The organism is Pacificibacter marinus (assembly GCF_900109555.1).
Classification (GTDB): Bacteria; Pseudomonadota; Alphaproteobacteria; order Rhodobacterales; family Rhodobacteraceae; genus Celeribacter; species Celeribacter marinus_C.
The window spans coordinates 13,322-37,840 of record NZ_FNZV01000019.1 but is presented as its reverse complement, the minus strand read 5'-3'; the positions used below and the strand labels follow the sequence as shown (position 1 = coordinate 37,840).

The following is a 24,519-nucleotide window of genomic DNA, read 5'->3' as shown; positions in this document are numbered from 1 at the left end:
GATTAAGTGGTATCTGGGACGGTGCCATGAGGTTTGCGGGGAATGTGCGGTGATGGCCAGACTTGCAGGTCGCCACCACCACACGAATGCAACTGATTAACGCTGCTAGGGGAATGTACGCGTTTCAAGCCTTAAATGGAAGACTTCCAGGGCGCTCGCCAATTTTGCGAGCCGAGACCGCATGCCTACAGCATCCAAAAAGGATGATGGACTTGACACTAAATTTCAAAGCTACATTGGCTTCTGCCCTTTTCGCGACAACTGCTATGGCATCGGGCGCATTGGCGGCTGACTGTACGACAAAAGTGGGTGTTTTGCACTCTTTGTCCGGCTCCATGGCAATCTCTGAAACAACACTTAAAGACGTTATGTTGATGCTTATCGACGAACAAAATGCCAAAGGCGGCGTTCTAGGGTGTGAACTTGAAGCTGTGGTGGTTGACCCTGCTTCTGATTGGCCACTCTTTGCAGAAAAAGCGCGTGAACTTTTGACCGTGCACGACGTTGACGTGATGTTCGGCAACTGGACATCCGTGTCACGCAAATCTGTTTTGCCAGTGATCGAAGAGTTGAACGGCTTGTTGTTCTACCCTGTTCAATATGAGGGCGAAGAGTCATCGAAAAACGTCTTCTACACAGGCGCTGCACCAAACCAGCAAGCTATTCCTGCGACTGACTATTTCCTCGACGAGCTTGGTGTTGAAAAATTCGCACTGCTCGGTACAGACTATGTCTACCCACGCACAACAAACAACATCCTTGAGTCTTATCTCAAAGACAAAGGCATCGCGGCTGAAGACATCTTTGTAAACTACACACCATTTGGTCACTCTGACTGGTCCAAAATCGTCGCAGACGTTGTGGCACTTGGCGCTGATGGCAAAAAAGTTGGCGTTATCTCAACAATCAACGGTGATGCAAACATCGGCTTCTACAAAGAATTGGCATCCGCAGGCATCTCTGCTGACGACATTCCTGTTGTTGCTTTCTCAGTGGGCGAAGAAGAACTTTCAGGCCTAGATACATCCAACCTTGTGGGTCACTTGGCCGCTTGGAACTACTTCCAATCAGCTGAATCCGAGCTTAACGATGAATTCATCGCAGCGTGGAAAACACGCATGGGCGAAGAGCGCGTCACAAACGACCCAATGGAAGCACACTACATCGGCTTCAACATGTGGGTGAACGCTGCCGAAGCTGCCGGCACAACTGATGTCGATGCAGTGCGCACAGCAATGTACGGCCAAGAATTCCCGAACTTGACAGGCGGCACAGCGGTGATGGGTGTTAACCACCACCTTGCGAAACCTGTCCTGATCGGCGAAATCCAAGCTGACGGTCAATTCGACATCATCTCACAAACAACCGAAGTGCCAGGCGATGCATGGACAGACTTCTTGCCTGAATCTGCGGTTCTTATGTCCGATTGGAAAGATCTCGGATGTGGCATGTACAACACTGAAACCAAAACATGTGTTCAGTTGAAATCTAACTACTAAGCCTCGGCTCACCAAACACACTTACATAGGGCGGCGCTTTTGCCGCCCTTTTCTCTCATAAAAAGTTCACCCTATGATCCGTTTTCTCTCAGTTGTCTTCATGCTGATCATGACGCTTGGTCTTGCTGCTCAGGCGCAGGATGCGAACATCCAAGATGTCTTGCAAGAGCACCGCGAAGCTATCGAAAAATCGTCACGCAAAACCATTGCGCCCGCCATTGACGCCATCGCGGCCTCTGGTCTGCCCTCTGCGCAAACTGTTTTGCAAAAATGGCAATCCAAAGATATGTGGCAACGCAAATCGGATGGCCAATTTTTCTATGCTGAGAAAGTGGATTCAAAGACTTACACAATTTTTGCCTTTGAAGGCGGCACACCTCTGGGTGACATCGCCAAAGCTGACTTAGACCAATTGAAACCCAATTCAGGCATTCGCGCTATGATCGGTGCTGCATTGGTACAGTTCCAGTTGAACGACCCCGACCCAGTGCGCAGACAAGAAGCGATTTTGGCCATTCAGCGTGATGGCGAAGCGTCGCATTTGGCCCCCTTGCGCGCATCGATTGCGTCAGAGGCCGATCCCGACATCAAAGCCCTCAAAGAGGTCACCGAGCGCCTTTTGACCATTTCCTACGACACAGATGATGCGGCGCGTGTGACCGCGATCCAAGGTTTCAATGGCGCCCTATCGCTTGAGGCCCGCGCGGCCTTGAATCCCGTTCTCAGTACGAAAATAACCCTCAAAGACAGCTTGCCTGAAACAGCCAACATCAAACGCAAAATCATTGCAGGTTCTGATGCTTTGTCCGTGTCTGATGCCTTTGACATGTTGGTTGCCTCGGGTGTTACCCAAGCACAACCCACCGTGTCTGAACGCAAAGACGCTCTGGCCGCAAACATTGTGGATGGCAAAGTCGGTGGTGTTGCCGTGGCCGATTTGAACACTCAAGATGCTCGTGACCGCGCCTATCAAACGCTGGCCGAAGCAGGCACCGTACCCGCATGGGACGCAGGGTTTTCTGAGGCCGATGCAGTGAAATCCGCAGCCTTTGTCGAGGTGTACGACGAGTCATCGAAAGCCGTCACAGATGCAGCTGAAGCCACGCTTAAAACCATTGACCGGGCTGTGGGTCTTAACCAAACATTGGATCTTGCCCTTGATGGTTTGTCGCTGGCTTCGATCTATTTTCTCGCTGCAATTGGTCTGGCCATCACCTTTGGCGTGATGGGCGTGATCAACATGGCGCATGGTGAATTCATCATGATGGGGGCCTACACGGGCTACGTCGTGCAGCAGATCATTCCTGATTACACCCTATCCATAATCGTCGCTATTCCTGCCGCTTTTATGGTGACTTTTGCCGCGGGTGTGGCGATGGAGCGCTTGATCATTCGGTGGTTGTATAATCGTCCTTTAGAAACACTTTTGGCCTCTTTCGGGGTCGCTATCGCTTTGCAACAAATCGCCAAAAACATCTTTGGCACGCAGGCCCGCCCACTGACATCTCCGGCTTGGCTCGATGGCGCTCTGGTGTTCAATGATGTGCTGGCGATTTCATATATCCGCATCGCAATTTTCGTCCTCGCAGGCATTTTCCTAGCTGTGTTTTTGTTCATCATGAAGAAAACCCGCCTTGGTCTTGAAACCCGCGCTGTGACGCAAAATCCGAGAATGGCAGCCTCTATGGGCATCAATCCTGATCGCGTGAATATGCTCACTTTTGGGCTTGGTTCTGGGATCGCGGGCATCGCTGGCGTGGCCATCGGACTTTACGCTAAAGTGACGTCCGAGATGGGCGCAGATTATATCGTGCAGTCGTTTATGACCGTTGTTGTCGGCGGTGTCGGCAATATTTGGGGCACGCTTTTGGGCGCGCTGGGCATCGGTTTCCTTCAAAAAGGCATCGAATGGCTGAACCCGTCCAACACCTTGGCGGCGCAAACTTACATGATCGTCTTTATCATCATTTTCATTCAGTTCCGGCCCAAGGGTATCATCGCCCTCAAAGGTCGCGCGGCGGGAGATTGATCACATGAAAAACTCATTCTTTATGAAAAACCCGTCATTGTTGGTGTTCCTCGGCCTCTTGGCTCTGTTCACTCTTGGCGTCACGTTGATGTCCGAAGCCTACGGATCAGGACTGGTTTCAACGTCTTTCGTCAAAACGCTCGGCAAGACGCTTTGTCTGGCTCTGGTCGCCATCGCGATGGATTTGGTTTGGGGCTACACAGGCATTCTATCGCTCGGTCACTTCGCATTTTTCGGCGTGGGTGGTTACATGATTGGTATGTGGCTGATGTATGCGCGCACCGAAATTATCGTTGTGAATTCAATGGCCTCAGCGCCGATCCCCCCCACAGCGTCCGAGTTATCAGATGCGATTGGGTCACAGATATTCGGTGTTGTCGGGTCTTCAGATTTTCCCGCGATTTGGATGTTTGCAGACAGTCTTGTGCTGCAATTGTTTATGGTCGTCTTGGTCCCAGGCCTCGTGGCATTGGTCTTTGGCTGGCTTGCTTTTCGCTCGCGCGTCACTGGCGTTTACTTGTCGATCTTGACCCAAGCCATGACGCTCGCACTTTCTTTGTACCTCTTCCAAAACGACAGCGGTTTGCGCGGCAATAACGGTCTATCAGGCCTGCAAAACTTGCCCGGTGCTGACAATATTCCGCAAAGCGTCATATCGATCTGGTTCCTTTGGGGGTCTGCGTTGGCGCTGGCGCTCACCTATATCGCAACGTCCTTTGTCGTCTCTGGCAAGTTCGGTTCGGTCATTCGTGGTATCCGCGATGACGAAGCACGCGTGCGGTTTTTGGGCTATTCTGTTGAGGGCTACAAACTGTTTGTCTTCGTTCTCACCGCGATCATGGCTGCCATCGGTGGCGCGCTTTATTATCCGCAAGCTGGTATCATCAACCCTGCTGAAATCGCGCCTATTGCCTCGATTTATCTGGCCGTTTGGGTCGCGATTGGCGGACGTGGCCGCATCTATGGTGCTGTCATTGGCGCTGTTGTTGTCTCGCTCGTGTCTACATGGTTCACGGGCGGGCAGGCGCCCAATATCAACCTTGGGTTTTACGTCGTGAAATGGGTTGATTGGTGGCAGGTTCTGCTGGGACTGTCCTTTGTTTTGGTTACTTTGTTTGCCCCCAAAGGCATTGGTGGCTTGGTCGACCTATTTACAGGGCGTTTGGCCCCCAGCCGCAAGGGCGCGCCGCTTGGCCCCGATGCAGGGTCTTTGCGTGAAGAGGAGGCTGAAAAATGAGCCAGCTTTTAGAAGTCTCAGGAATTTCGGTGTCTTTTGACGGATTTAAAGCCATCAACAATCTGTCGTTCTCAATCGGGCACGCCGAAATGCGCGCCATCATTGGGCCAAACGGTGCAGGAAAAACCACCTTTATGGACATCGTCACAGGCAAGACCAAGCCCGATGAAGGCTCAGTGCTGTGGGGGGATCTGTCACGCAATTTGATCGGCATGAACGAGGCCAAAATTGCGCGCATCGGCATTGGCCGCAAGTTTCAACGCCCGACAGTGTTCGAAGATCAATCCGTCTTTGACAATCTGATGATCGCTGTGCGCAATGACCGTTCACCTTTGGCTGTGTTGTTCTTTCGCCCCAAGACCAAAGACAATGACAAGGTTCATGAGTTGGCCTCAACTATCGGCCTGTCCCAAGAACTGATGCGCAAGTCAGGCGAGCTGTCTCATGGTCAAAAACAATGGTTGGAAATCGGCATGCTGTTGGCGCAAGACCCTAAACTTTTGCTGGTCGATGAGCCCGCAGCAGGCATGACATTGGGCGAGCGCGAACACACCACCGACATATTGAAAGAAGCGGCCAAAACCCGCGCAGTTGTGGTGATTGAACACGACATGGAATTTATTCGTCGTTTGGATTGCAAAGTCACTGTGCTGCACGAAGGGTCTGTTTTGGCCGAAGGCGCGCTGGATCACGTTACAAAAAACCAAGACGTCATTGACGTTTATTTGGGGAGATAACCTATGCTCGATGTTCAAAACCTATCGCTGCATTATGGTGGCTCGCAAATTTTGCATGACGTGGCTTTGACGGCCGAGGCAGGCAAGGTCACCTGTGTCATGGGGACCAATGGCGTTGGTAAAACATCCCTGCTCAAAGCGATCTGTGGTGCGCATCCGCGCTCTAGCGGCACCATGATGCTGGACGGTGAAGACGTTGGTCGCGCCAATTCTGATGTGCTTGCGAAAAAGGGCGTGGGCGTGGTGCCACAAGGGCGGATGATTTTCCCGCTTTTGACGGTGAAAGAAAACCTAGAGACGGGCTTTGCCTGCCTGCCGAAATCCGAACATCACATCCCCGATGAGGTGTTTGAATTGTTCCCCATTCTCAAAGATTTCTTGCACCGTCGTGGTGGCGATTTGTCTGGTGGACAACAGCAACAATTGGCCATCGCGCGTGCGTTGATCATCAAGCCGAAGCTCTTGTTGCTTGATGAGCCGACTGAGGGCATTCAACCCAACATCATCCAACAAATCGGGCGCGTCATTGCTTTGCTACGTGATCGCGGCGACATGGCGATTGTGCTTGTTGAGCAGTATTTTGAATTCGCTTATGACCTAGCGGATCAGTTGGTGTTCATGGAACGCGGGCGCGTGACATCCACCCATGACAAAGCCGACATCACCAAAGAAGAGGCCGCCAAAGTCTTTCGCATCGCGTAGCTTTCGCCCTTATATTTAAGATTTATCACCCACGCATTTGCCTGTTTTACGCAAGCTATGAGTGCATGCGTAAGATGGTTCTATCAACACTAAAGCACCCTCAGATTACACCTTTGCGTCTCGTAGATTCGCCTGGGTGTCTGGGGGTGTTTTGTTTAATGCATTGAAAAATATAAATAATTAATCACTTTAATGTTTGGCTTCACAAGTCTCTTTACAAAAATAATAAAGTAATACTTAATAGCGATATAGAATTTTTGGGAGGAAATTATGAACATTAAATCAACACTTTTGGCGAGCGCAATTGCGCTAATGCCTTTCGCGGCTGCGGCCAGTGATCTGACCATCGGGTTTTCGCAAATCGGATCTGAATCCGGTTGGCGCGCTGCTGAAACAACCGTCACAAAACAAGAAGTCGCGGCCCGCGGCATCCAGTTGAAATTCGCTGATGCGCAGCAAAAGCAAGAAAACCAAATCTCGGCTTTGCGGTCGTTTATCGCGCAAGGCGTTGATGCGATTTTGATTGCTCCTGTTGTGGCCACAGGTTGGGACGAAGTGCTCGAAGAAGCACAAGACGCGGACATTCCCGTCATATTGCTCGACCGCACCGTGGATGCGCCTGACGATCTGTACCTGACCGCTGTCACCTCTGATTTGGTGCACGAAGGTTCAGTTGCTGGCCAATGGTTGGTCGATGATATGGCCGGCGCAGATTGCCGGATTGTTGAACTGCAAGGCACCACAGGATCGTCACCTGCAATTGATCGCAAAACCGGTTTTGAGAATGCGATCTCTGGTCATGACAACTTAGAAATCGTGCGTTCGCAAACGGGTGATTTCACGCGGTCGCAAGGCAAAGTCGTAATGGAAAGCTTTCTGAAAGCTGAAGGCGGCGACAACATCTGTGCTCTGTATGCGCACAACGATGACATGGCTGTTGGTGCGATCCAAGCCATCAAAGAGGCTGGTTTGAAACCTGGCACGGACATCAAAATCGTAGCCATCGACGCTGTTCCTGATGCGCACCTTGCGATTGCGAACAGTGAAATGAATGCCACGATTGAACTGACACCAAACATGGCCGGACCTGCACTAGATGCGCTCGCGGCCTATCTTGCTGACGGGACTGTTCCACCAAAATGGATCCAAACAGAATCGCGTTTGTACACCGCTGCCGATGACAATCAGGCGATCTATGAGGTCAAAAAAGGTCTCGGCTACTAAAGCCTAACCTTTACACAGACCCGTTCATCGCATTGCATTGACTGGACCCGCGCCTGTTTTCGCGCGGGTCCAGTCGACACATTGCGACGGCAAGGATAATATCATGACCAACGACAGTCTGCCCATGTTGCACGCAACGGGCATTTCGAAATTTTTCCCCGGCACGATCGCGCTTGATGATGTGGATTTGACCCTACACCGTGGCGAAATCCACGCGCTTCTTGGTGAAAATGGTGCCGGAAAATCGACGCTGATCAAGTGCCTTACAGGGGTTTATCGCCGTGATGGCGGCGCGATCATGCTGGATGGTCAAACTGTTGATCCGACGTCCACCAATCACAGCCAAAGTCTTGGGATCGGCACGGTTTACCAAGAAGTGAACTTGCTGCCAAACTTGACTGTCGCTGAAAATCTTTACCTTGGCCGCCAACCTATGCGCGGCCCGTTTGTTGCGCGGCGCGCTATGAATGAGGCGGCGCGTACGTCCCTCAAAGGGTTCGGGATCGACATTGATCCGGCCCAACCGTTGTCCACGTATTCGGTCGCTGTGCAGCAAGTTGTTGCCATTGCACGCGCTGTCGAAATGTCTGGTAAAGTACTGATTTTAGACGAGCCAACGGCCAGTCTCGACCTTGATGAGGTCAAATTGTTGTTCTCGGTTATTCGCCAATTGAAAAGCCGCGGGATCGCCATTGTGTTCATCACGCATTTCTTGGATCAAGTGTTTGACCTGTGCGATCGCGCGACCGTTTTGCGCAATGGTCAGGTTGTTGGCTCTCGCGTTTTAAAAGATGTGTCACAACGCGATATCGTTACATTGATGCTGGGGCGTCAGCTTGACACAGCGCCCAGTGCTGCGAAATCTGCTGCCGTTGGTGCGCCGCTTTTACAGATCGAAAGCCTAGGCAAAAGCGGTATGTTAGACCCGTTTTCCCTAACAATCCGCAAAGGCGAAGTCGTTGGTTTGGCTGGGCTTTTGGGTTCTGGCCGCACGGAAACCTCCAAGCTGGTCTTTGGGGCGGTGCGCGCCGACAGCGGCACAATGAAGCTGAACGGCAAAGACATTTCGGTCACGTCCCCGCGCGATGCCGTGGCGCATGGGTTTGCCTTGTGTCCTGAGGATCGCAAAACAGAAGGCATCATTGGCGATCTGAGTGTGCGCGACAATATCGTATTGGCGCTACAGGCACGGCAAGGATGGCTGCGACCAATTCCACGTCGCAAGGTCGATGAAATAGCCGAACATTATGTGCGCACGCTGGACATTCGTTTGGCCAATTTGGATGTGCCAATCCGTCTTTTGTCAGGTGGTAATCAACAAAAAGCGCTGTTGGCACGGTGGCTTGCGACGGACCCAGATGTCTTGATCTTAGACGAGCCAACACGGGGCATCGACATCGGTGCTCATGCTGAAATCATCGCGCTGATCGGGCGATTACAACAAGATGGCATGGCGCTTTTGGTCGCCTCATCCGAGATGGAAGAACTCGTCGCCTATGCCAATCGCGTGATCGTTTTGCGTGACCGCAAACAAGTCGGCGAACTGGTCGGCGCAGACATTACATCGGTCAATATCATCAAAGCGATTGCCGCTGAAACACGTCACGAGGCCCTTCAATGACCCGTTCCCCTTTTCTCAAACGCATCACGCCGCAGTTGATTATTTTGGCGATTGTTCTTTTGCTGAATGTGCTGGTTTTGCCAGACTTTTTCACAGTTAAATTCCAAAATGGTCGCCTGTTTGGCAACATCATCGATGTGCTGAACCGTGGTGCGCCAACCGCGCTTTTGTGTGTTGGCATGACATTGGTGATTGCCACCAAAGGCATCGATTTGTCCGTCGGGGCCGTGATGGCCATTGCTGGCGCGACCGCCGCGTCGCTTGTGGTCGAGGGACAACATTGGACCACGGCCGTCATGGGCGCGTTGGCTGTTGGGGCACTTTGCGGCGCTTGGAACGGCATCTTGGTTGCATTCTTGCGCATTCAGCCGATCGTTGCGACCTTGGTTTTGATGGTCGCGGGGCGCGGCATTGCACAGTTGATCACAGAAGGCACGATCCTGACGTTTTTAGACCAAGGTTTGATCCATTTGGGTGCTGGCACCGTGCTTGGCATACCCACACCGATTTTAATTTGGCTCAGCTTGGGCAGCTTTGCAGCCTTTCTGGTACGCCGTACTGCATTGGGATTGCTGATTGAATCGATTGGCATCAACGAAGCATCGTCTCGCCTCGCGGGGATCAATTCACGCGTCTTACTGTTGTGCGTTTATGTCGTGTCAGGCATCGGCGCGGCAGTGGCGGGGGTGATTGTCACCGCTGATATTCAGGGCGCAGATGCCAACAATGCGGGCCTGTGGTTGGAACTTGATGCCATCCTTGCCGTGGTCATTGGCGGCAATTCATTGTTGGGCGGCAAGTTTTCCATCGTCGCGTCTTTGCTGGGCGCAATGATCATCCAATCGGTCAATTCCGTCATCTTGCTGTCGGGCATGCCGCCAGAGTTTAATTTGGTGATCAAAGCCTTATTGATCTTAGCCATTTTGGTGATCCAATCCCCCAAAGTGAGCCATATAATTTATATCCTGCGGGCCTCGACGCCACCTGCCAAAGTGGATCGCCCAAACCCTGCAAAGGAACTTAAACGATGATCCGATCAACCCATCTTCCGCTCATCGTCACACTGCTGACCTTTGTGTTGGCTTATGCGCTGTGCGCGTCGCAATATCCCACGATGCTGTCTTGGCGTGTTGTGGCCAACTTACTGACAGATAACGCCTTTCTCGGGATTGTCGCGGTTGGCATGACTTTTGTCATTCTCTCTGGCGGTATTGATCTGTCTGTCGGTTCTGTCATCGCATTCACCGGCGTATTTTTGGCCGTGATCTTGCGCGATACATCCTTGCATCCGCTGACTGCTTTTGCGTTGGTGTTGGTGATCACCACGGCCTTTGGAGCTGCGATGGGGGCAACGATCCATTACTTGGATATGCCCGCCTTTATCGTCACGTTGGCGGGTATGTTTTTGGCGCGGGGGGCCGCATATGTGCTATCGACCGACTCCGTATCTATCACCCACGAATTCTATGACGTGTTACAATCGATGTATTGGAAAACGGCCAGCGGAGGGCGTTTTCGACTGATCGGGTTTGTGATGGTTTTGACGTTTATCGTTGGGGCTTTGGTCGCTCACCGCACCCGCTTTGGGCAAAATGTTTATGCCTTGGGGGGCGGAGCAGGGGCCGCGCGATTGATGGGGGTGCCTGTCGCCTCGACCACAATCGGGATTTATGCGGTCTCGGGCGGGCTTGCTGGGCTTTCAGGGATCGTGTTTTCCCTTTATACGTCAGCAGGCTATTCGTTGGCGACTGTCGGTGTTGAACTGGATGCCATTGCGGCGGTGGTGATCGGTGGCACGTTGTTGACCGGAGGCTATGGTTTTGTCGCAGGGTCATTTTTCGGTATACTGATCATGGGGCTGATCCAGACCTATATTGTTTTTGACGGCACCCTTTCAAGCTGGTGGACTAAGATTGTCATCGGTGGGTTGCTCTTCGCGTTTATACTTTTGCAAAAGGGGCTGACTTGGGCATCGACGGCACGCAAAAAGGCGGCGACTGGCTTCATCGCGCAATCATGAATTTCGTCCATTCTGGGCCGCGGGGCGATAAGGCGTCGAACCATACAATGTTCGTCGTTGAACAGCTTGGCCGTGCCATTGTGTCTGGTGAATATCCAGCGCACACAATGATCCCGCTGGACCCTGATATCTGCGAGATGTTTGGCGTGTCGCGTACAGTGGTGCGCGAGGCCAAGAAAACGCTGATCGCCAAAGGGCTGATCCAATCCAAGGCCAAGGTGGGCACGCATGTGCGATCTTCCGACGATTGGAGCATGTTCGATGAAGACGTGCTGTTGTGGCATGCTGCGCAGAAAAACCCGACACAGTTCTACGAAGAGCTGTTTGAAATTCGCTTGATTTTTGAACCTGCTGCGGCGGCCAAAGCAGCGACGCTGGCAAATTCCGTAGACAGCGCACGATTGACCGAGCTGTGCCAAGACATGGCCACTGCGACAGATCGCGCGACCTTTGCCATCGCGGATTACGAGTTTCACAAACACATTTTGAAATTATCAGGCAATCGGTTTTTGCATTCTTTGGGCGACATGGTACAAACCGCGTTGTATTCCATGTTTATGACAGAGGCCAACGACGCCTTTCCCGATAGCAAATCTGACGTCGCTCTGAAGCATCAAAAAATCGCAATGGCCATCGCGTCTGGCGAAGCCGTGAAGGCGCGCAACGCCATGACCGATGTGATCAGTGACAGTTTCGCCAGAACGCGTTTGCGCACGGGATCTGTATAAAATCAGACCCTACTTTGACCCAGACAGCGGACGCAGGTTCATGTGGCGGTTGACGTCTTTGTACAGCAGATAGCGGAATTTTCCGGGACCGCCCGCATAACAGGCTTGCGGGCAAAAGGCGCGCAGCCACATATAGTCACCAGCTTCGACTTCGACCCAATCACTGTTCAGCCTGTAAACCGCTTTGCCTTCAAGCACATAAAGCCCGTGTTCCATCACATGGGTTTCAAGGAACGGGATCAAACCTCCCGGTTCAAACGTCACGATTGTGACGTGCATGTCATGGCGTAAATCGTTGGGGTCGACAAAGCGTGTCGTCGCCCATTTGCCATCCGTATCTGGCATCACGGTGGGCGCGATGTCTTTTTCATTTGCGATGATCACTTCGGGATGCGCCAATCCGGGCACCGCTTCATAGGCTTTTCGAATCCAATGGAACCGCAGCATGTCGTCTGAGGCGTTGCGCAGGGTCCAATTGGTCGCGGGTGGCAAAAACGCATAGCCGCCAGCGTCCAGCACGTGCGCTGTGCCGTCGATGGTCAGCGTGGCTTGCCCTTCAACGACAAACAGCACGCCCTCTGCGCCCGCGTCTTGTTCGGGCTTGTCAGAGCCGCCGCCGGGGGTCACTTCCATAATGTACTGCGAAAAGGTTTCCGAAAATCCACTCATCGGACGCGCGATCACCCAAAGGCGCGTGTCGTCCCAAAAGGGCAAGAAACTGGTCACGATATCGCGCATGGTCCCTTTGGGGATCACGGCGTAAGAATCCGTAAATACGGCACGATCCGTCAAGAGTTGCTCTTGCCCAGGGTGCCCGCCAGTGGGGGCAAAATACTTTGGTGACATGCGCGTTCCTCGTGCTTGTGGCTTGGCATCAACTATAAGACGTGCCGTCGCACTGACCAGCCCAGATTGCAAAGCAGCACCTTTCGCAATAATTTGAAAGCACTGGTTATCTGGTCCTGATAACACATCAAATCCTAGACCACTTACATCGTAGGTTTTAGATTTTAAAAGGGGCTTGGGGCATCTCTACCATATATCAACCGAAGATCGGGATATATGGTAGCGGAGGAGGGACTTGAACCCCCGACACGCGGATTATGATTCCGCTGCTCTAACCAACTGAGCTACTCCGCCGAAGTGCCGCGTAAGTAGTCCGTCACATTGGCAGGGTCAAGAGAGAATCGGAGACTTTTACCGCTCGGCCCGCATTTCTTTTTTTGTGTCGTGGTTTGGGCTGCGAACCAGTGGTACAGGCGGATGCTGGGCGATGCTTTGACCGCCGTTTGAATGGGCTCCAATGGCAAACAGCGCCCCAACCGATGGGGGCGCTGTTGTGAGGGTCGTACAAAAGGGATGCTTGCCCAATCCCGCCCAGCCGCGCAGTGCCCGACAGAGAGCTGACACATAGCTGACAGATGCCATACACAAAACCGACGAGGCGCATACGCTGTTTTTGGCACAGGTTTAGGCGCGGAAATTGCCCCGAAAACTGGCGATAAAGGCCGCGTGATTTAGGGGCGTGAAAACGTCCAGCGGGTGGTCTGTTGATAGGTGTCCTCGGGGCGCAAAACGCAGGATGGAAAGCCCTTTTGATTGGGGGCATCTGGCCAGCGCTGGGCCTCTAAAGCGACACCACAAAATGCGCCATAGGGCGCGCCGGTGTGACCAATGAAATCGCCAGAAGATATCGGCGCTGCATCAAAAACTTGCAGGCCAATTTCGGTGGTTTCAAGTGTAAGAGATACGCCGCTTTTGCCCGTCAATGTGGCGGCGGTTTTGAGCGCCCCCTCATCGCCGTCTAAGCAGAAATTGTGATCGATGCGTTGGCCATCAGACAGACCGATTTTTGCCCCTGCACGCAAGTCAAATCCTGTGCATTCAACCGGTTCCACACCTGTCGGAATGCTCAGCGCATCGATGGGCGTATAGCTATTGGCAGGCACGGTCAGAACATGTCCCGAGATAGAGCGGGTCCCATCCAAATTCCAATAGGAATGATTGGCGATATTGATCAAAGTTGGCGCATCTGTTGTGGCCGAAATTTCAAGCGTCAATTGAGCTGGCGCAGTGATTGTAAAGCGCGCGGTGATCGTACGATTGCCCGGATAACCGCCTTTGCCGTCTGGCAGATCAAGCACAAGCGTCGCACTGTTTGTGGTTTGATCCGTGATGCGCCAGACGTCGGCGTGCATGCCATCTGGTCCGCCATGCAGCGATGTTGTGCCTTCGTTTTCTTGTAACTTCAGCACCTTACCGTCAAGAAGCGCTTCTGATTTGGACAGGCGATTGGCGACAGGGCCAACCAAGGCACCATAGTATTTGAGCGTGCCGTCATAGGCCTGCGCATCATCGCTGCCCAAAGTTAGGCTATAGGGCACATCTTTCAAACGCACGTCTTGCAACACCGCGCCGCGCGTCAAAATGGTCGCCGTTAAATCGCCAGCCGTCAGTGTGATTGCTTCGATCGGCTGTCCGTTTTGGGTGGTGCCAAAGGGGTGTTTCATAGGATGACCTGATGTTCACGTTGGCCTTTGGCAACGTTTTCTACGGCAAATACATGCCCGTGCAGATCGCTTTTTTCGAGCGCCTCAGGGGGCAAGTTTTGTTGTGCTGTGGTCACGAACAGGGTCGTGCCATCTGGCCCACCAAATGCGGGGCAAGAGCTTTGCAATCCGCCAACGTCAACGTAGCGTTGCAGTGTGCCGTCTGGGGCATAACAAGCGACGCGGTAGCTGCCCCATTGCGCGTTCCACAGGTTGCCCTCCGCATCGACAACTGATCCGTCTGGATGGTTGGCACCTTTGATAAACAGCTCTGCTTTGCCCTCGGGCCAGCCGTCTTGATCAAGCGCAATACGCATGATTTTATCGGTCACCGTGTCACAGTAATAGGCGTGTTTGCCATCGGGCGAAAAGCAGATCGAATTGGTGATGGTGACGTTGTCCACCAGCTTGCGCAGGGTGCCATCGTAGTAGCGATAAATCGCGCCCGCTTTGGGTTCTGCGTTCTTGCCCATCGTGCCGATCCAAAACCCACCATAGGGATCAGCACGCCCATCGTTTGACCGCGTCAGATCATTGTCCGCTTCAAGCGAACAGACGAATTCTGTGTCGCCGGTTTCGATGTCAAATTTAGACAAAGAGGTCTCGGATGCCATAAGCAATGTGTCGTGATCGACCCAACCTGCGGCAGAGACATGTTCATCAAACTGCCAAGTGATCTGTTCGTCGTCTACTTTGGTGTGCAAGCACATGCCAATGATATCGAACCAAAACAATTGGTTGCGCGTTGGATGCCACAAAGGGCCTTCGCCCAATGCGCATTTTGTCTCGCTGTAAACGGTATAAGTCATGCTGTGGCCTGATCATAGGCTTGAACCATCTCACGCGCACGGGCTGAGACGTCTTTCGCGGTGAAACCCGGTGCATAAAGCGCCGATCCCATGCCAAAGCCAGCGGCACCAGCATCGAGCCAAGCCTTGAAATCTGTCGGTCCAACACCGCCAACGGCAAACACTGGAACCTGTGGAGGCAGTACAGCTTTGACGGCTTTAAACCCATCCAAACCAAGCTTGAATGCAGGGAAGATCTTTAGTCCATCTGCGCCAGCTTTGATCGCTGAGAACATTTCTGTTGGCGTTAAAACACCCGGAAAAGATTGCATGCCATGTGCCTTGGTCGCTGCAATGATTTCGGGGTCTGCATTTGGGGATACGACCAATGCGCCACCTGCCGCTTTCACCTGCGCGACATCTGACAATGTCAAAACTGTACCCGCTCCAATCAGGGCGTCGTCGCCAAAAGCAGTCGCCATGGCGCGGATGCTGTCAAAGGGGTGGGGTGAGTTCAAAGGCACTTCGATCCGATCGATGCCAGCGTCAATCAAGGCGCCAGCAATGTCGGTGGCTTCGGCTGGGGTTACTCCGCGAAGAATGGCAATAAGAGGGCGACTCATAGGTTACTCCAAAATGCTAGCGCGGGCAGATTTGAGGCCCGCGAGTGTCATGTCTGTAGGGTTGGTGCGTTGGGCGATGATGCCCTGTGTTTTGAGGGCCGAAGCGTAGAGATCGGTCAATCCGTCGTCGCCGATCAATGCCACCATTTGGCCCAGCCAATAGGGTTTTGCGGCTGCCAGTTCAGCGCCAATCAAAAGCCCTGACAGTCGCGCCTTGGCCGCACCGCCATCTAACCCCTTGAGCAGGTCTTCGGCGCGCAAGGTGAACAGTTTGGATGCAAGTTTTTCAGGGCGCGATAGGGTGTCGGCCAGGGCATCGTCAAAGGCTGTGTCATCCCAGGTGCCATCCCGCAAGCTGTGTTTGAGAACGCTGTGCTTGGACAAAAGCGCAAACATTTCGCCTGTCATAAAGCTTTGAAATGAGACAACTTCACCCGCGCTGACATGGGCCCATTTTGTATGGGTACCGGGCAGGCAAATGATGCCATCGAATTTTGGGAACTGTGCTTGAAATCCTGCGATCTGGGTTTCTTCACCGCGCATCACGTCGGCTGGCGTGCTTTGTGACAGCCCTGGGACAATCTGCACATCAAGTCGTGGGTCTTGGGTGGGGGCTTTGGTCAAAGTTGCGCTGATGGGCAAGCTGGGCACTTTGGCGTAAAGCGCCTCGATCCAGCCTTGACGCGCACCGACCATACCGCAAGCGATGATTTGCATGGGTGCGTTGGCTGAGCTGCCCTTGATCCAAGGTTCGATCAGTTCCAAAAGGGCGGCTTCAAATTCGCTGGGGGCGAGCGTGCCCATACCTTTTGTGGACTGTGCTGTGTCAAGTGTCGCACCCTGTGCGTCGATGGCCCATGCGCGCAAAGAGGAAGTGCCCCAGTCAACAGCAATCCAGTCGGTGTTCATTGGAGGTCTCCTAATAGCGATCTAAATAAGTCGTACTTTTTGCAAATATGTTATTACCAACTGCCGTCTACGATGCAATGGCAAGTTGCGCAGAGGTGCAAAAGCAGGAAGATTTTGTGTGATTTGGTGGTGTCACCTTTCTGTTTGCGCTTTGCTTTGGGGCGCGTCAATTGCCACATTGCGGGATGTGTCTTTCGTGCCCATATATAGTCTTGTGCTGTGAGGTGCTTTTGGGCCCTAAAGTGCGGTGAACTCAAATACGGCGAAGAGGTGAATTCAATGCAAAACGTTCGAATGGGTGTTGAGGGAATGAGCTGTGCGTCATGTGTGGGGCGTGTTGAAAAAGCACTTTTGGCGCTAAATGGCGTCGTGACAGCACAGGTCAATTTGGCCACCCAGACAGCCGAGGTGCACTTTGATGCGCCCGCCACTGTGCCCAAAATTTCCGATGTTCTAACGCGCGCAGGCTATCCCGCGCAGGTTGAAACGTTGATGTTTGATGTCAGCGATATGAGTTGCGCGTCTTGCACGGGGCGCATTGAACGTGCGCTTTTGGAGCACCCAGAAGTGCTGCGTGCTGCGGCCAATTTGGCGGCGCAAACCGTGCAGGTGACTTTGATTTCAGGGCAGCTTTCCCCGCGGGATGTGGCGGATATTATCACTGGCACAGGCTATCCGGCAACGTTATCAGACGGTGGCACGCATGAAGATCGCAGGGCGAATGAAGCCCAGCATCTTAAGCGGCAGATGCTTATTGCATTGGCTTTGACGCTGCCAATTTTTCTCATCGAAATGGGGGGGCATCTTGTGCCACCGTTTCACCATTGGTTTGCCGCACGCGTACCTGTTGGTCTGTGGCACTTGATCCAATTTGCTTTGACATCCGCTGTCTTACTCGGCCCCGCGCGGTTGTTTTTCACCAAAGGCGTGCCTGCGCTTTTGCATGCCGCACCTGATATGAATTCACTTGTCGCGCTTGGGGCAGGGGCTGCTTTTGCCTATTCCAGCGTGGTCACATTCGTGCCTGACCTGCTGCCTGCGTCAGCGCAGTTCGTGTATTTTGAAGCTGCTTGTATGATTGCTACTCTCATCCTTTTGGGGCGGTATTTTGAAGCGCGTGCTAAAGGGCGTACAGGCGAAGCGATCCGCCATTTGGTTGGACTTGCCGCAAAATCGGCACGGGTTGAGCAAGGCGATACTTTAATTGAATTGCCCATCGACGCCTTGAACGAGGGCGATATTATTCATGCCCGCCCCGGTGAAAAAATCGCAGTGGATGGCATCGTTTTAAGTGGCGAAAGCTATGTCGATGAAAGCATGATGACGGGCGAACCCGTGCCCGTGATGAAAGCCAAAGATGCGCTTGTTCGCGCTGGCACGGTGAATGGTGCTGCCGCTTTGGTGTACCGCGCTGAAAGTGTTGGCAGCGACACTCAGTTGGCGCAGATCATTCGCATGGTTGAAGCCGCGCAAGGGGCGAAATTACCAATCCAGTCTTTGGTGGACCGCATCACGCAATACTTTGTGCCGGCTGTGATGGCGATTGCTGCGATCACTGTGGCGGTGTGGGCGATATGGGGGCCTGACCCTGTGCTGCAACACGCGCTGGTCGCTGGGGTTTGTGTGCTCATTATTGCCTGCCCTTGTGCTATGGGGCTGGCGACCCCGACGTCCATTATGGTGGGCACTGGACGTGCTGCGGAGCTTGGTGTGCTGTTTCGCAAAGGTGATGCTTTGCAGGCTTTGCGCGGCGTGCGTGTTGTTGCATTTGATAAAACGGGCACGTTGACCGAGGGGCGTCCTGAGGTGACGGACTTCATGGTTTTACACGGCGATGCCGCAACGCTTTTGCCGCTGGCCGCGGCTGTTGAAGCCCATTCTGAGCATCCGCTTGCGCGCGCGATTGAGCGCGCCGCAAAGGCCGAATATGGCGTGTTACCGAATGTGGATACAGTGACGCCTTTAACCGGTTTGGGGATAAAGGCCGAGAGTGGTGCGCAGCACATTTTGATCGGCAATATGGGCCTAATGACCGGTGAGGGCGTTGACGTTTCAGGTTTTGAAGCACCTGTGCAGGCTTTGGCTGCGCGCGGGATAACACCTGTTTTGATGGCTGTGAATGGCGTGCCCGCTTTGGTGCTTGGTATTTCTGACCAGGTTCGAGGTAACTCTGCACAAACCGTCAAGGCACTTCAGGCGCGCGGCATAAAGGTCGCCATGATTTCAGGTGACACGCAAGAGGCCGCAAGCACGGTTGCACATGCGCTGGGCATTGATATCGTGCGAGCTCAGGTGTTGCCCGCAGATAAGGCGCAGGCGCTCAAGTCGCTGCGTGAAACCTATGGCTCCGTGGCCTTTGTCGGGGATGGCATCAATGATGCGCCCGCACTCGCCGAGGCCGATGTCGGTCTTGCTGTTGGCTCTGGAACAGATATTGCGATTGAAAGTGCTGACATTGTTTTGGTGGCGGGCGATCCGCATGCGGTTTTGACCGCGTTGCAGCTCAGCGAAGCTGTGATGCGCAATATCAAGCAAAACTTATTTTGGGCGTTCTCGTACAATGCAATTCTTATCCCCGTGGCTGCAGGGGCGCTGTATCCGACTTTTGGAGTGTTGTTGTCTCCGATGCTCGGGGCAGGAGCTATGGCGCTCAGTTCTATTTTCGTACTTGCAAATGCATTGAGATTGCGCCGGTTTTCAAGCGTCGTTTCTAATGATTAGGTTGTCAATTGGGCTGGCCACATCTTGTTGCTAGATGTGGCGGTTGGGACCATATCTGCTGTTTTTTCCGGAAAATTGCGGCTATTTAGTGGTGAAATAGGGCATTTTTGTGGCAGTTTGGCTATTTTGACTCTAGTCACAGATTCGAATTGCGTATAGTTCATTTGCCAGCAGTTAACGACAAAAAAGCGGACCAAAAAAGATGTCCGCAGTTTTTTTTAGGGTAGGTTAGTATTATGTTTAACATTCAATTTTCTCTCCGCGATTCATTTGGCAATACCGAGCAGGGCACTCTTTCTTTTTCCGACAAGACCGATAGAATTTCTATGATCGGCGTGCAGGACGTATCATTAAATACATCCTCTGCAGCGATCGATAATTACACACGCAATGGCAATGATTTGATCGTCAAATTAACTGACGGCAATATACTTGTTCTTGAGGGATATTTCGCCGAAGGTGACAAAGATTTATTGTTGTCTGAGCGTGGAATGATGACACATGTTGAATTGGACGTGATGGGAGATGGCGAATTGATCGCCACATACTCTGACGTTGATTTGACAGGCAAGTGGAGCGAATACGACCAGCTTGTTTTCTTGGACCTTGAGCGCGTTGAGCCCGTTGTGGCTCCGCTTGCACCAGCACTTTTGGGGCTTGGAGGCGGCGCCGGCGCGGCTGCGGCCGCTGCGGGTGTGGTTGGCCTTGGTATGTTGGACGGTGGAGAGGGCGGCGGCAATAGCCCCGATACGACAGCACCCGATGTGGCGGCTACCGGTGGTGTCGAAAGCGCCGGAGATATGGTCAATGGTGACGATTACAACGATGGCACGGTGACAGTGGTCGGTACGACTGAACCAGGTTCAACTGTCGAAGTTACGATTGATGATGTCACGGTCGTTGCCGTTGTTGACGACACTGGGGCGTGGGTCGCTGACTTTGACAGCTCTTTGCTGGAAGAGGGGGAGTACAGCACAGATGTCACGATTGTCGCAACGGATGGGGCCGGAAACAGCACGACTGTGATCGATCAACTTGTTGTCGATACAGAAGCTGAAAACCTGACGTTTTCTACAGTCGAAGGCGATGATGTTGTTAACATCGAAGAAGCCAGCGATGGTCTGACAATTTCGGGTACCTCAGAAGCTGGCGCGACTGTGAGTGTTACGCTCGAAGGTCAGGTGGTCGAAACCACAGTGGGCGCAGATGGCACGTGGACTGTGTCTTTCGATGCCGATGCTTTGCCGGCTGGAACTTACGACACCATTGTGCATGCGACGGTGACAGACGCAGCAGGCAATGCGGCGACTTACATGCATGATGTACACGTTGATCTTGAAAACTCTTTGACAATCAGCACTGGCACAGTTGGGGGCGATGGCGCAGTCAACAGTGTTGAACTTGCATCTGACGTGGCTATCACGGGAACGGGCGAAGCGGGCTCAACTGTTGTTGTAACAGTTGAGGGCGTATCGCGGACTGTGACGGTCGCGGATGACGGTTCATGGACTGCTACTTATGAGGCGGGCACGTTGCCTAGCGGCACATACGATGCCACTGTTGCGGCTGTTGCGACGGATGCGGCGGGCAATGTCGTGTCGTCTTCGGGCACATTCCACATTGATACCGAAGCTGGTGTTGCAATTGATGCAGGGCATTCTGGCGGGGATGAAATCGTCAACCTGTCTGAAAGCGGCGCGCCACTGGCCTTTACTGGAACTGCCGATGCGGGATCTACAGTTGTTGTGACGCTAGGGTCATCGACTTTGACCACGGTCGCGGGCACTGATGGCACATGGTCTGTGGTCTACCCTGCAGGCACGCTGGCTGCGGGTGAATATGACACGACCCTGACAGCTGTCGCGACAGACGAATATGGCAACACTGCCACATCAATTACATCGGTGACCGTTGACACAGTTGCGGGCACGGTTGCTTTGTCGGCCACTCCGATCGAGGGCGACAATGTGATCAACGCTGTCGAAGCGTCTGATGGCGTTTGGGTGACAGGAACTGCAACACCGGGCATTGATGTCGAGGTGACTTTGGGTGGGGTGTCTCACACTGTTCAATCTTCATCTGCCGGTACATTTTCTGTGCTCTTTGCTGCGTCCGAAGTGACGCCCGGTGATTACGATTCCACCGTCACCGCAACAATTACTGATACTGCGGGCAACACCATGAGCGTCAACGCGGGTGTGCAGGTCGATACATTCGTAGACAACTTTGCAACGACGTCGTCTATCGGTGGCGCAGACATGGTGATGAACTCTGCGGAAACTGCCGATGGTTTGACGCTTTCTGGTACTGTCGAGCCGTATTCATCGGTGCGTGTGTCTATTGGTGGTGCAAGCTACACAGGGGCTGCAGGCAGCGATGGCACGTGGAGCATCGATGTGCCCAGTGGTGCGTTGCCGCGCGGTGAGGGCACTGCAAATATTGTTGTGTCTTCCACAGACCCCGCAGGCAACACAGCGACCCTGAATGAAACTGTGACCTACGATACATTGGTCAACGAGTTGTCCATGGACAGCAATGTTGGCGGAGACGGCGTTTTCAATGCCACGGAAATGAATACCTCTGGCGTGGTCTTGACCGGTGACGTCGAAGCTGGATCAACCGTGTTTGTCACCGTCGAAGGTGTGACGCACGAAGCGACCGTTGATGCGGCTGGCAACTGGTCTGTGACCTATGCGCCAGGTGAATTGCCTGACGGTGAATATTCCGCATCCGTTTCTATCACTGCGACAGATGCTGCGGGCAACACCGCGACTGAAACTGCAAGCTTTGATATTGATACCTTTGGCGAAGCGCCAATGATCGAAGGGTACTTCCGCTCCGTTGAGGGCATCAGTTCTGTCGCGGTTCAAGAAAGTTCAGACACGCTTTCTGTCTTTGCTGTCAGTGAAGATGGTCAAGCCACTCAGGTCGCCGTGGATTCAGAAGTCGATCTTGGGGCCAACACATTGTTGTCCTTTGGCTCTGATGTGCCAAATGGTTCTCAGATTGTTGTGTCTTCCGAAGACGCTGCAGGAAATACTTCTGGTACGCTGTTCGTGCTCGACACAGGGTCGTCACGCCCTGCTGGTGTTTACTTTGATGTGGACATCGATAACGCGGGACTGAGCGATTTTGACCTTGGGGCAATTGATCTGCAATTCGTCAACGGGGGAGAGTTGACGTTGAACAATGCCGACCTTGATCGTTTGACAGGCGACGATGGCACACTCACAGTGCACGGGGGCGGCGATGATCGCGTCGTTCTCACAGATGCCGCAGAATTTGATGGCAAAACCGAAGTCGATGGCCAAGCCTATGATATCTACACGTTGGGCGATGATGCTGTGTTGCTTGTGGATGAAAATATCGAAGTTGTACTTCCTTAAACCTACTCACTGTGGCGGCGGAGACGCCCTCGCTTAACAAGAAAAAGGGTGAGGTAGAAGGTGAAAAGAGCAGGGCTTATACGGGGCAGTTTGATTGGCGTGGCCGCACTTTTGTGCGGCTGCGGCAACGGCGTGCTTGGTATGTCCAAACTGTCCGATGTCAAACCCGTTGCTTTTATGCGCGGTTTGGCCGGCGGAAACGACGACACTGCGTCTAACACTTATGATCAACAGCCCAACTTAGCGCATGCCAACCAAGATGCGTCTTCGGATATCATCGATGGTCTCTTGGCGCGGCGTTCGGTTTTGTCCCCTGCGTCTCCCTATGCACCTGTGGCGAAAACGATGTTGACGACGTCATCTGGTTTGGCGCAAGCCGAATTGCGTGCATCTAAAATGCGCTCTGTGGCACGGTCAAAAAACTGGCTTCCAACCATTGGCCCATCCATCACGCTCAGTTCGTTGGGAGAGTTGGCTGCAGGTCTGATCGTCGAGCAAGTGCTCTATGACAATGGCAAACGTAAAGCCGAGCGCGCCTTTGCTGCTGCCGATGTCGAAGTCTCTGCCGTTGCTTTGTCGCAAGATATGAACGACCGGCTGCACACAGGTTTGACCCTTTATATCACTGCCGCCGAAGCTCATGAAAAAGCGGGTATGGCCGCGCGTGGTCTTGGCCGGATGCAAGAATTCAATCGTATTGTATCTGTGCGTGTCTCGGGCGGGCTTTCCAGCCTTTCCGATCAACGTGTCGTGCAGGCCAAACTGACAGACATGGACCAAGAAGCATCGACACACCGCGAGGCTGAACGTGCCGCTTTGTCAGAATTTAACGTTATGACGGGCGGCCATGCGGCGACCCCACTGACCCAAGCCTATGCAATCCCTGTCCCCCCTGCACAATTGGCACCGCTTGAGGTGTTGCGCGCACAGGCCGAAGCAAAACGGTCGGTGGCTGAATCAAAAGCTGCGCGGGCGGGGCTTTTGCCCAGCCTGAGTGTTGGTGGCATCTTGGGGCAAAAGAACAGCGCCAGTGCCGATATCGGCGGCACTGCGAACCTTGGATTGGGCACAAGCGCGGACATCGAAGCGCTCAAAGCACAAGAGCGCGCCGCAGCCGCGCGCGTTGCTTTGGCCAAAGAAACCGCCGCCCGTAAATCTGCGCGCCTGCAAAACGAATTGACTGCCTTGCTGCGCCAAGAACGAGATGCCGTCAATTTGGTCCAGCAAACGCGCACCAACTTTCGTCTGTTCCAAGAGCAGTTTGAAGGTGGGCAAAAAACGGTCATGGACGTTGTTGGCGTATACGAGCAAATGGTGCGCAGCGAGTTGAAGCATATTGATCTCAAATACGAAATTACACTGACGCAGCTTGAAATGGCGCGCAATGCGGGTGCTTTGGCAGATGGGGCGGATATTTGAGCCTTTTGCCCAAACTCACCTTCACCGCCACTGCGCCAGAGACACCAAAAGATGTCTCGAACGAAACAAAGCCGCCGCGCGATAAGAAAATTGGCCCGCTCACTATTCATTTTGGCGGCATGGGAAAGCGCAAATCTGGCGCAGATGATGATCTTTCTGCCAGCCAAGAAAACGTGACAAAAGCGGCATCGCCCCCCACACCCAAGCCGCGGGCCAAGATTGCGTTACCGAAATCTTTGATTCACGCGGCCTCTGCAAAACCTAATCACCCCCCCGAGCTTGAAGACCCTAAAGCGGCTTTAAAAAAAGCGGCAGCGGCGGCAGTCC

Annotated in this window: 18 protein-coding genes and 1 tRNA gene; 13 read left to right on the top strand and 6 right to left on the bottom strand. The window is 53.2% G+C overall.

Translation table 11 applies throughout. From position 1 onward, the window contains the following. The first annotated feature begins 266 nt into the window (after positions 1 to 266). The 10 genes from urtA (at position 267) to BM025_RS17645 (ending at position 11,797) form a co-directional block, all read left to right on the top strand. Positions 267 to 1,499: an urea ABC transporter substrate-binding protein gene (gene urtA, locus BM025_RS17690; RefSeq protein ID WP_370738068.1), complete on the top strand. Its 1,233-nt coding sequence runs from the start codon at positions 267 to 269 to the stop codon at positions 1,497 to 1,499. Positions 1,500 to 1,572: 73 nt separating this feature from the next. After that, entirely contained in the window at positions 1,573 to 3,528 is a 1,956-nt protein-coding gene (urtB, locus tag BM025_RS17685) for an urea ABC transporter permease subunit UrtB (RefSeq protein ID WP_085850734.1), read from the top strand. A 4-nt stretch (positions 3,529 to 3,532) separates the two neighbouring features. Then, the gene (urtC, locus tag BM025_RS17680; RefSeq protein ID WP_085850735.1) at positions 3,533 to 4,765 is read left to right on the top strand and encodes an urea ABC transporter permease subunit UrtC; all 1,233 of its coding nucleotides are present in this window, start codon (positions 3,533 to 3,535) and stop codon (positions 4,763 to 4,765) included. Beyond that, positions 4,762 to 5,502, top strand: a complete 741-nt coding sequence (gene urtD, locus BM025_RS17675) for an urea ABC transporter ATP-binding protein UrtD (RefSeq protein WP_085850736.1) — start codon at positions 4,762 to 4,764, stop codon at positions 5,500 to 5,502. The genes urtC and urtD overlap by 4 nt, the downstream gene beginning before the upstream one ends. A 3-nt stretch (positions 5,503 to 5,505) precedes the next feature. Further along, positions 5,506 to 6,204 (top strand): urea ABC transporter ATP-binding subunit UrtE, encoded by a 699-nt coding sequence (urtE, locus tag BM025_RS17670; RefSeq protein WP_085850737.1) that lies wholly within the window; start codon positions 5,506 to 5,508, stop codon positions 6,202 to 6,204. Between the two features lie 270 nt (positions 6,205 to 6,474). After that, the gene (gene ytfQ / locus BM025_RS17665; RefSeq protein WP_085850738.1) at positions 6,475 to 7,428 is read left to right on the top strand and encodes a galactofuranose ABC transporter, galactofuranose-binding protein YtfQ; all 954 of its coding nucleotides are present in this window, start codon (positions 6,475 to 6,477) and stop codon (positions 7,426 to 7,428) included. 103 nt (positions 7,429 to 7,531) lie between these two features. Then, entirely contained in the window at positions 7,532 to 9,049 is a 1,518-nt protein-coding gene (locus tag BM025_RS17660) for a sugar ABC transporter ATP-binding protein (RefSeq protein ID WP_085850739.1), read from the top strand. Then, positions 9,046 to 10,080: an ABC transporter permease gene (locus BM025_RS17655; protein ID WP_085850740.1), complete on the top strand. Its 1,035-nt coding sequence runs from the start codon at positions 9,046 to 9,048 to the stop codon at positions 10,078 to 10,080. Before BM025_RS17660 ends, BM025_RS17655 begins: the two co-directional genes overlap by 4 nt. Next, positions 10,077 to 11,069: a galactofuranose ABC transporter, permease protein YjfF gene (yjfF, locus tag BM025_RS17650; RefSeq protein ID WP_211753594.1), complete on the top strand. Its 993-nt coding sequence runs from the start codon at positions 10,077 to 10,079 to the stop codon at positions 11,067 to 11,069. The genes BM025_RS17655 and yjfF overlap by 4 nt, the downstream gene beginning before the upstream one ends. Further along, the gene (locus BM025_RS17645) at positions 11,015 to 11,797 is read left to right on the top strand and encodes a FadR/GntR family transcriptional regulator (protein ID WP_244515896.1); all 783 of its coding nucleotides are present in this window, start codon (positions 11,015 to 11,017) and stop codon (positions 11,795 to 11,797) included. The genes yjfF and BM025_RS17645 overlap by 55 nt, the downstream gene beginning before the upstream one ends. A gap of 9 nt (positions 11,798 to 11,806) precedes the next feature. On the opposite strand, the gene BM025_RS17640 is transcribed toward BM025_RS17645, so the two are convergent. The 6 genes from BM025_RS17640 to BM025_RS17610 all read right to left on the bottom strand — a co-directional run bounded on the left by BM025_RS17640 (position 11,807) and on the right by BM025_RS17610 (position 16,666). After that, a complete protein-coding gene (locus tag BM025_RS17640; protein WP_085850762.1) occupies positions 11,807 to 12,643 on the bottom strand; it encodes a bifunctional allantoicase/(S)-ureidoglycine aminohydrolase in 837 nt (278 codons plus the stop codon). A 217-nt stretch (positions 12,644 to 12,860) separates the two neighbouring features. Beyond that, positions 12,861 to 12,937 (bottom strand) — tRNA-Met (locus BM025_RS17635). Between the two features lie 377 nt (positions 12,938 to 13,314). Continuing rightward, the gene (locus BM025_RS17625) at positions 13,315 to 14,307 is read right to left on the bottom strand and encodes an aldose epimerase family protein (RefSeq protein ID WP_085850742.1); all 993 of its coding nucleotides are present in this window, start codon (positions 14,305 to 14,307) and stop codon (positions 13,315 to 13,317) included. Continuing rightward, positions 14,304 to 15,155: an SMP-30/gluconolactonase/LRE family protein gene (locus BM025_RS17620; protein WP_085850743.1), complete on the bottom strand. Its 852-nt coding sequence runs from the start codon at positions 15,153 to 15,155 to the stop codon at positions 14,304 to 14,306. The genes BM025_RS17625 and BM025_RS17620 overlap by 4 nt, the downstream gene beginning before the upstream one ends. Then, complete coding sequence (locus BM025_RS17615) at positions 15,152 to 15,757, bottom strand: 2-dehydro-3-deoxy-6-phosphogalactonate aldolase (RefSeq protein ID WP_085850744.1); 606 nt, start codon at positions 15,755 to 15,757, stop codon at positions 15,152 to 15,154. Before BM025_RS17615 ends, BM025_RS17620 begins: the two co-directional genes overlap by 4 nt. Positions 15,758 to 15,760: 3 nt before the next feature. Further along, positions 15,761 to 16,666, bottom strand: coding sequence for a 2-dehydro-3-deoxygalactonokinase (locus BM025_RS17610; protein ID WP_085850747.1), 906 nt, complete (start codon positions 16,664 to 16,666; stop codon positions 15,761 to 15,763). A gap of 279 nt (positions 16,667 to 16,945) precedes the next feature. On the opposite strand from BM025_RS17610, the gene BM025_RS17605 reads away from it, so the two are divergent. The 3 genes from BM025_RS17605 to BM025_RS17595 all read left to right on the top strand — a co-directional run bounded on the left by BM025_RS17605 (position 16,946) and on the right by BM025_RS17595 (position 24,192). Next, positions 16,946 to 19,387 (top strand): heavy metal translocating P-type ATPase, encoded by a 2,442-nt coding sequence (locus BM025_RS17605; protein ID WP_085850748.1) that lies wholly within the window; start codon positions 16,946 to 16,948, stop codon positions 19,385 to 19,387. Between the two features lie 236 nt (positions 19,388 to 19,623). Beyond that, complete coding sequence (locus tag BM025_RS17600) at positions 19,624 to 22,773, top strand: Ig-like domain-containing protein (protein WP_085850749.1); 3,150 nt, start codon at positions 19,624 to 19,626, stop codon at positions 22,771 to 22,773. Between the two features lie 60 nt (positions 22,774 to 22,833). Beyond that, the gene (locus BM025_RS17595) at positions 22,834 to 24,192 is read left to right on the top strand and encodes a TolC family protein (protein ID WP_139204594.1); all 1,359 of its coding nucleotides are present in this window, start codon (positions 22,834 to 22,836) and stop codon (positions 24,190 to 24,192) included. The last annotated feature ends 327 nt before the right edge of the window (positions 24,193 to 24,519 follow it).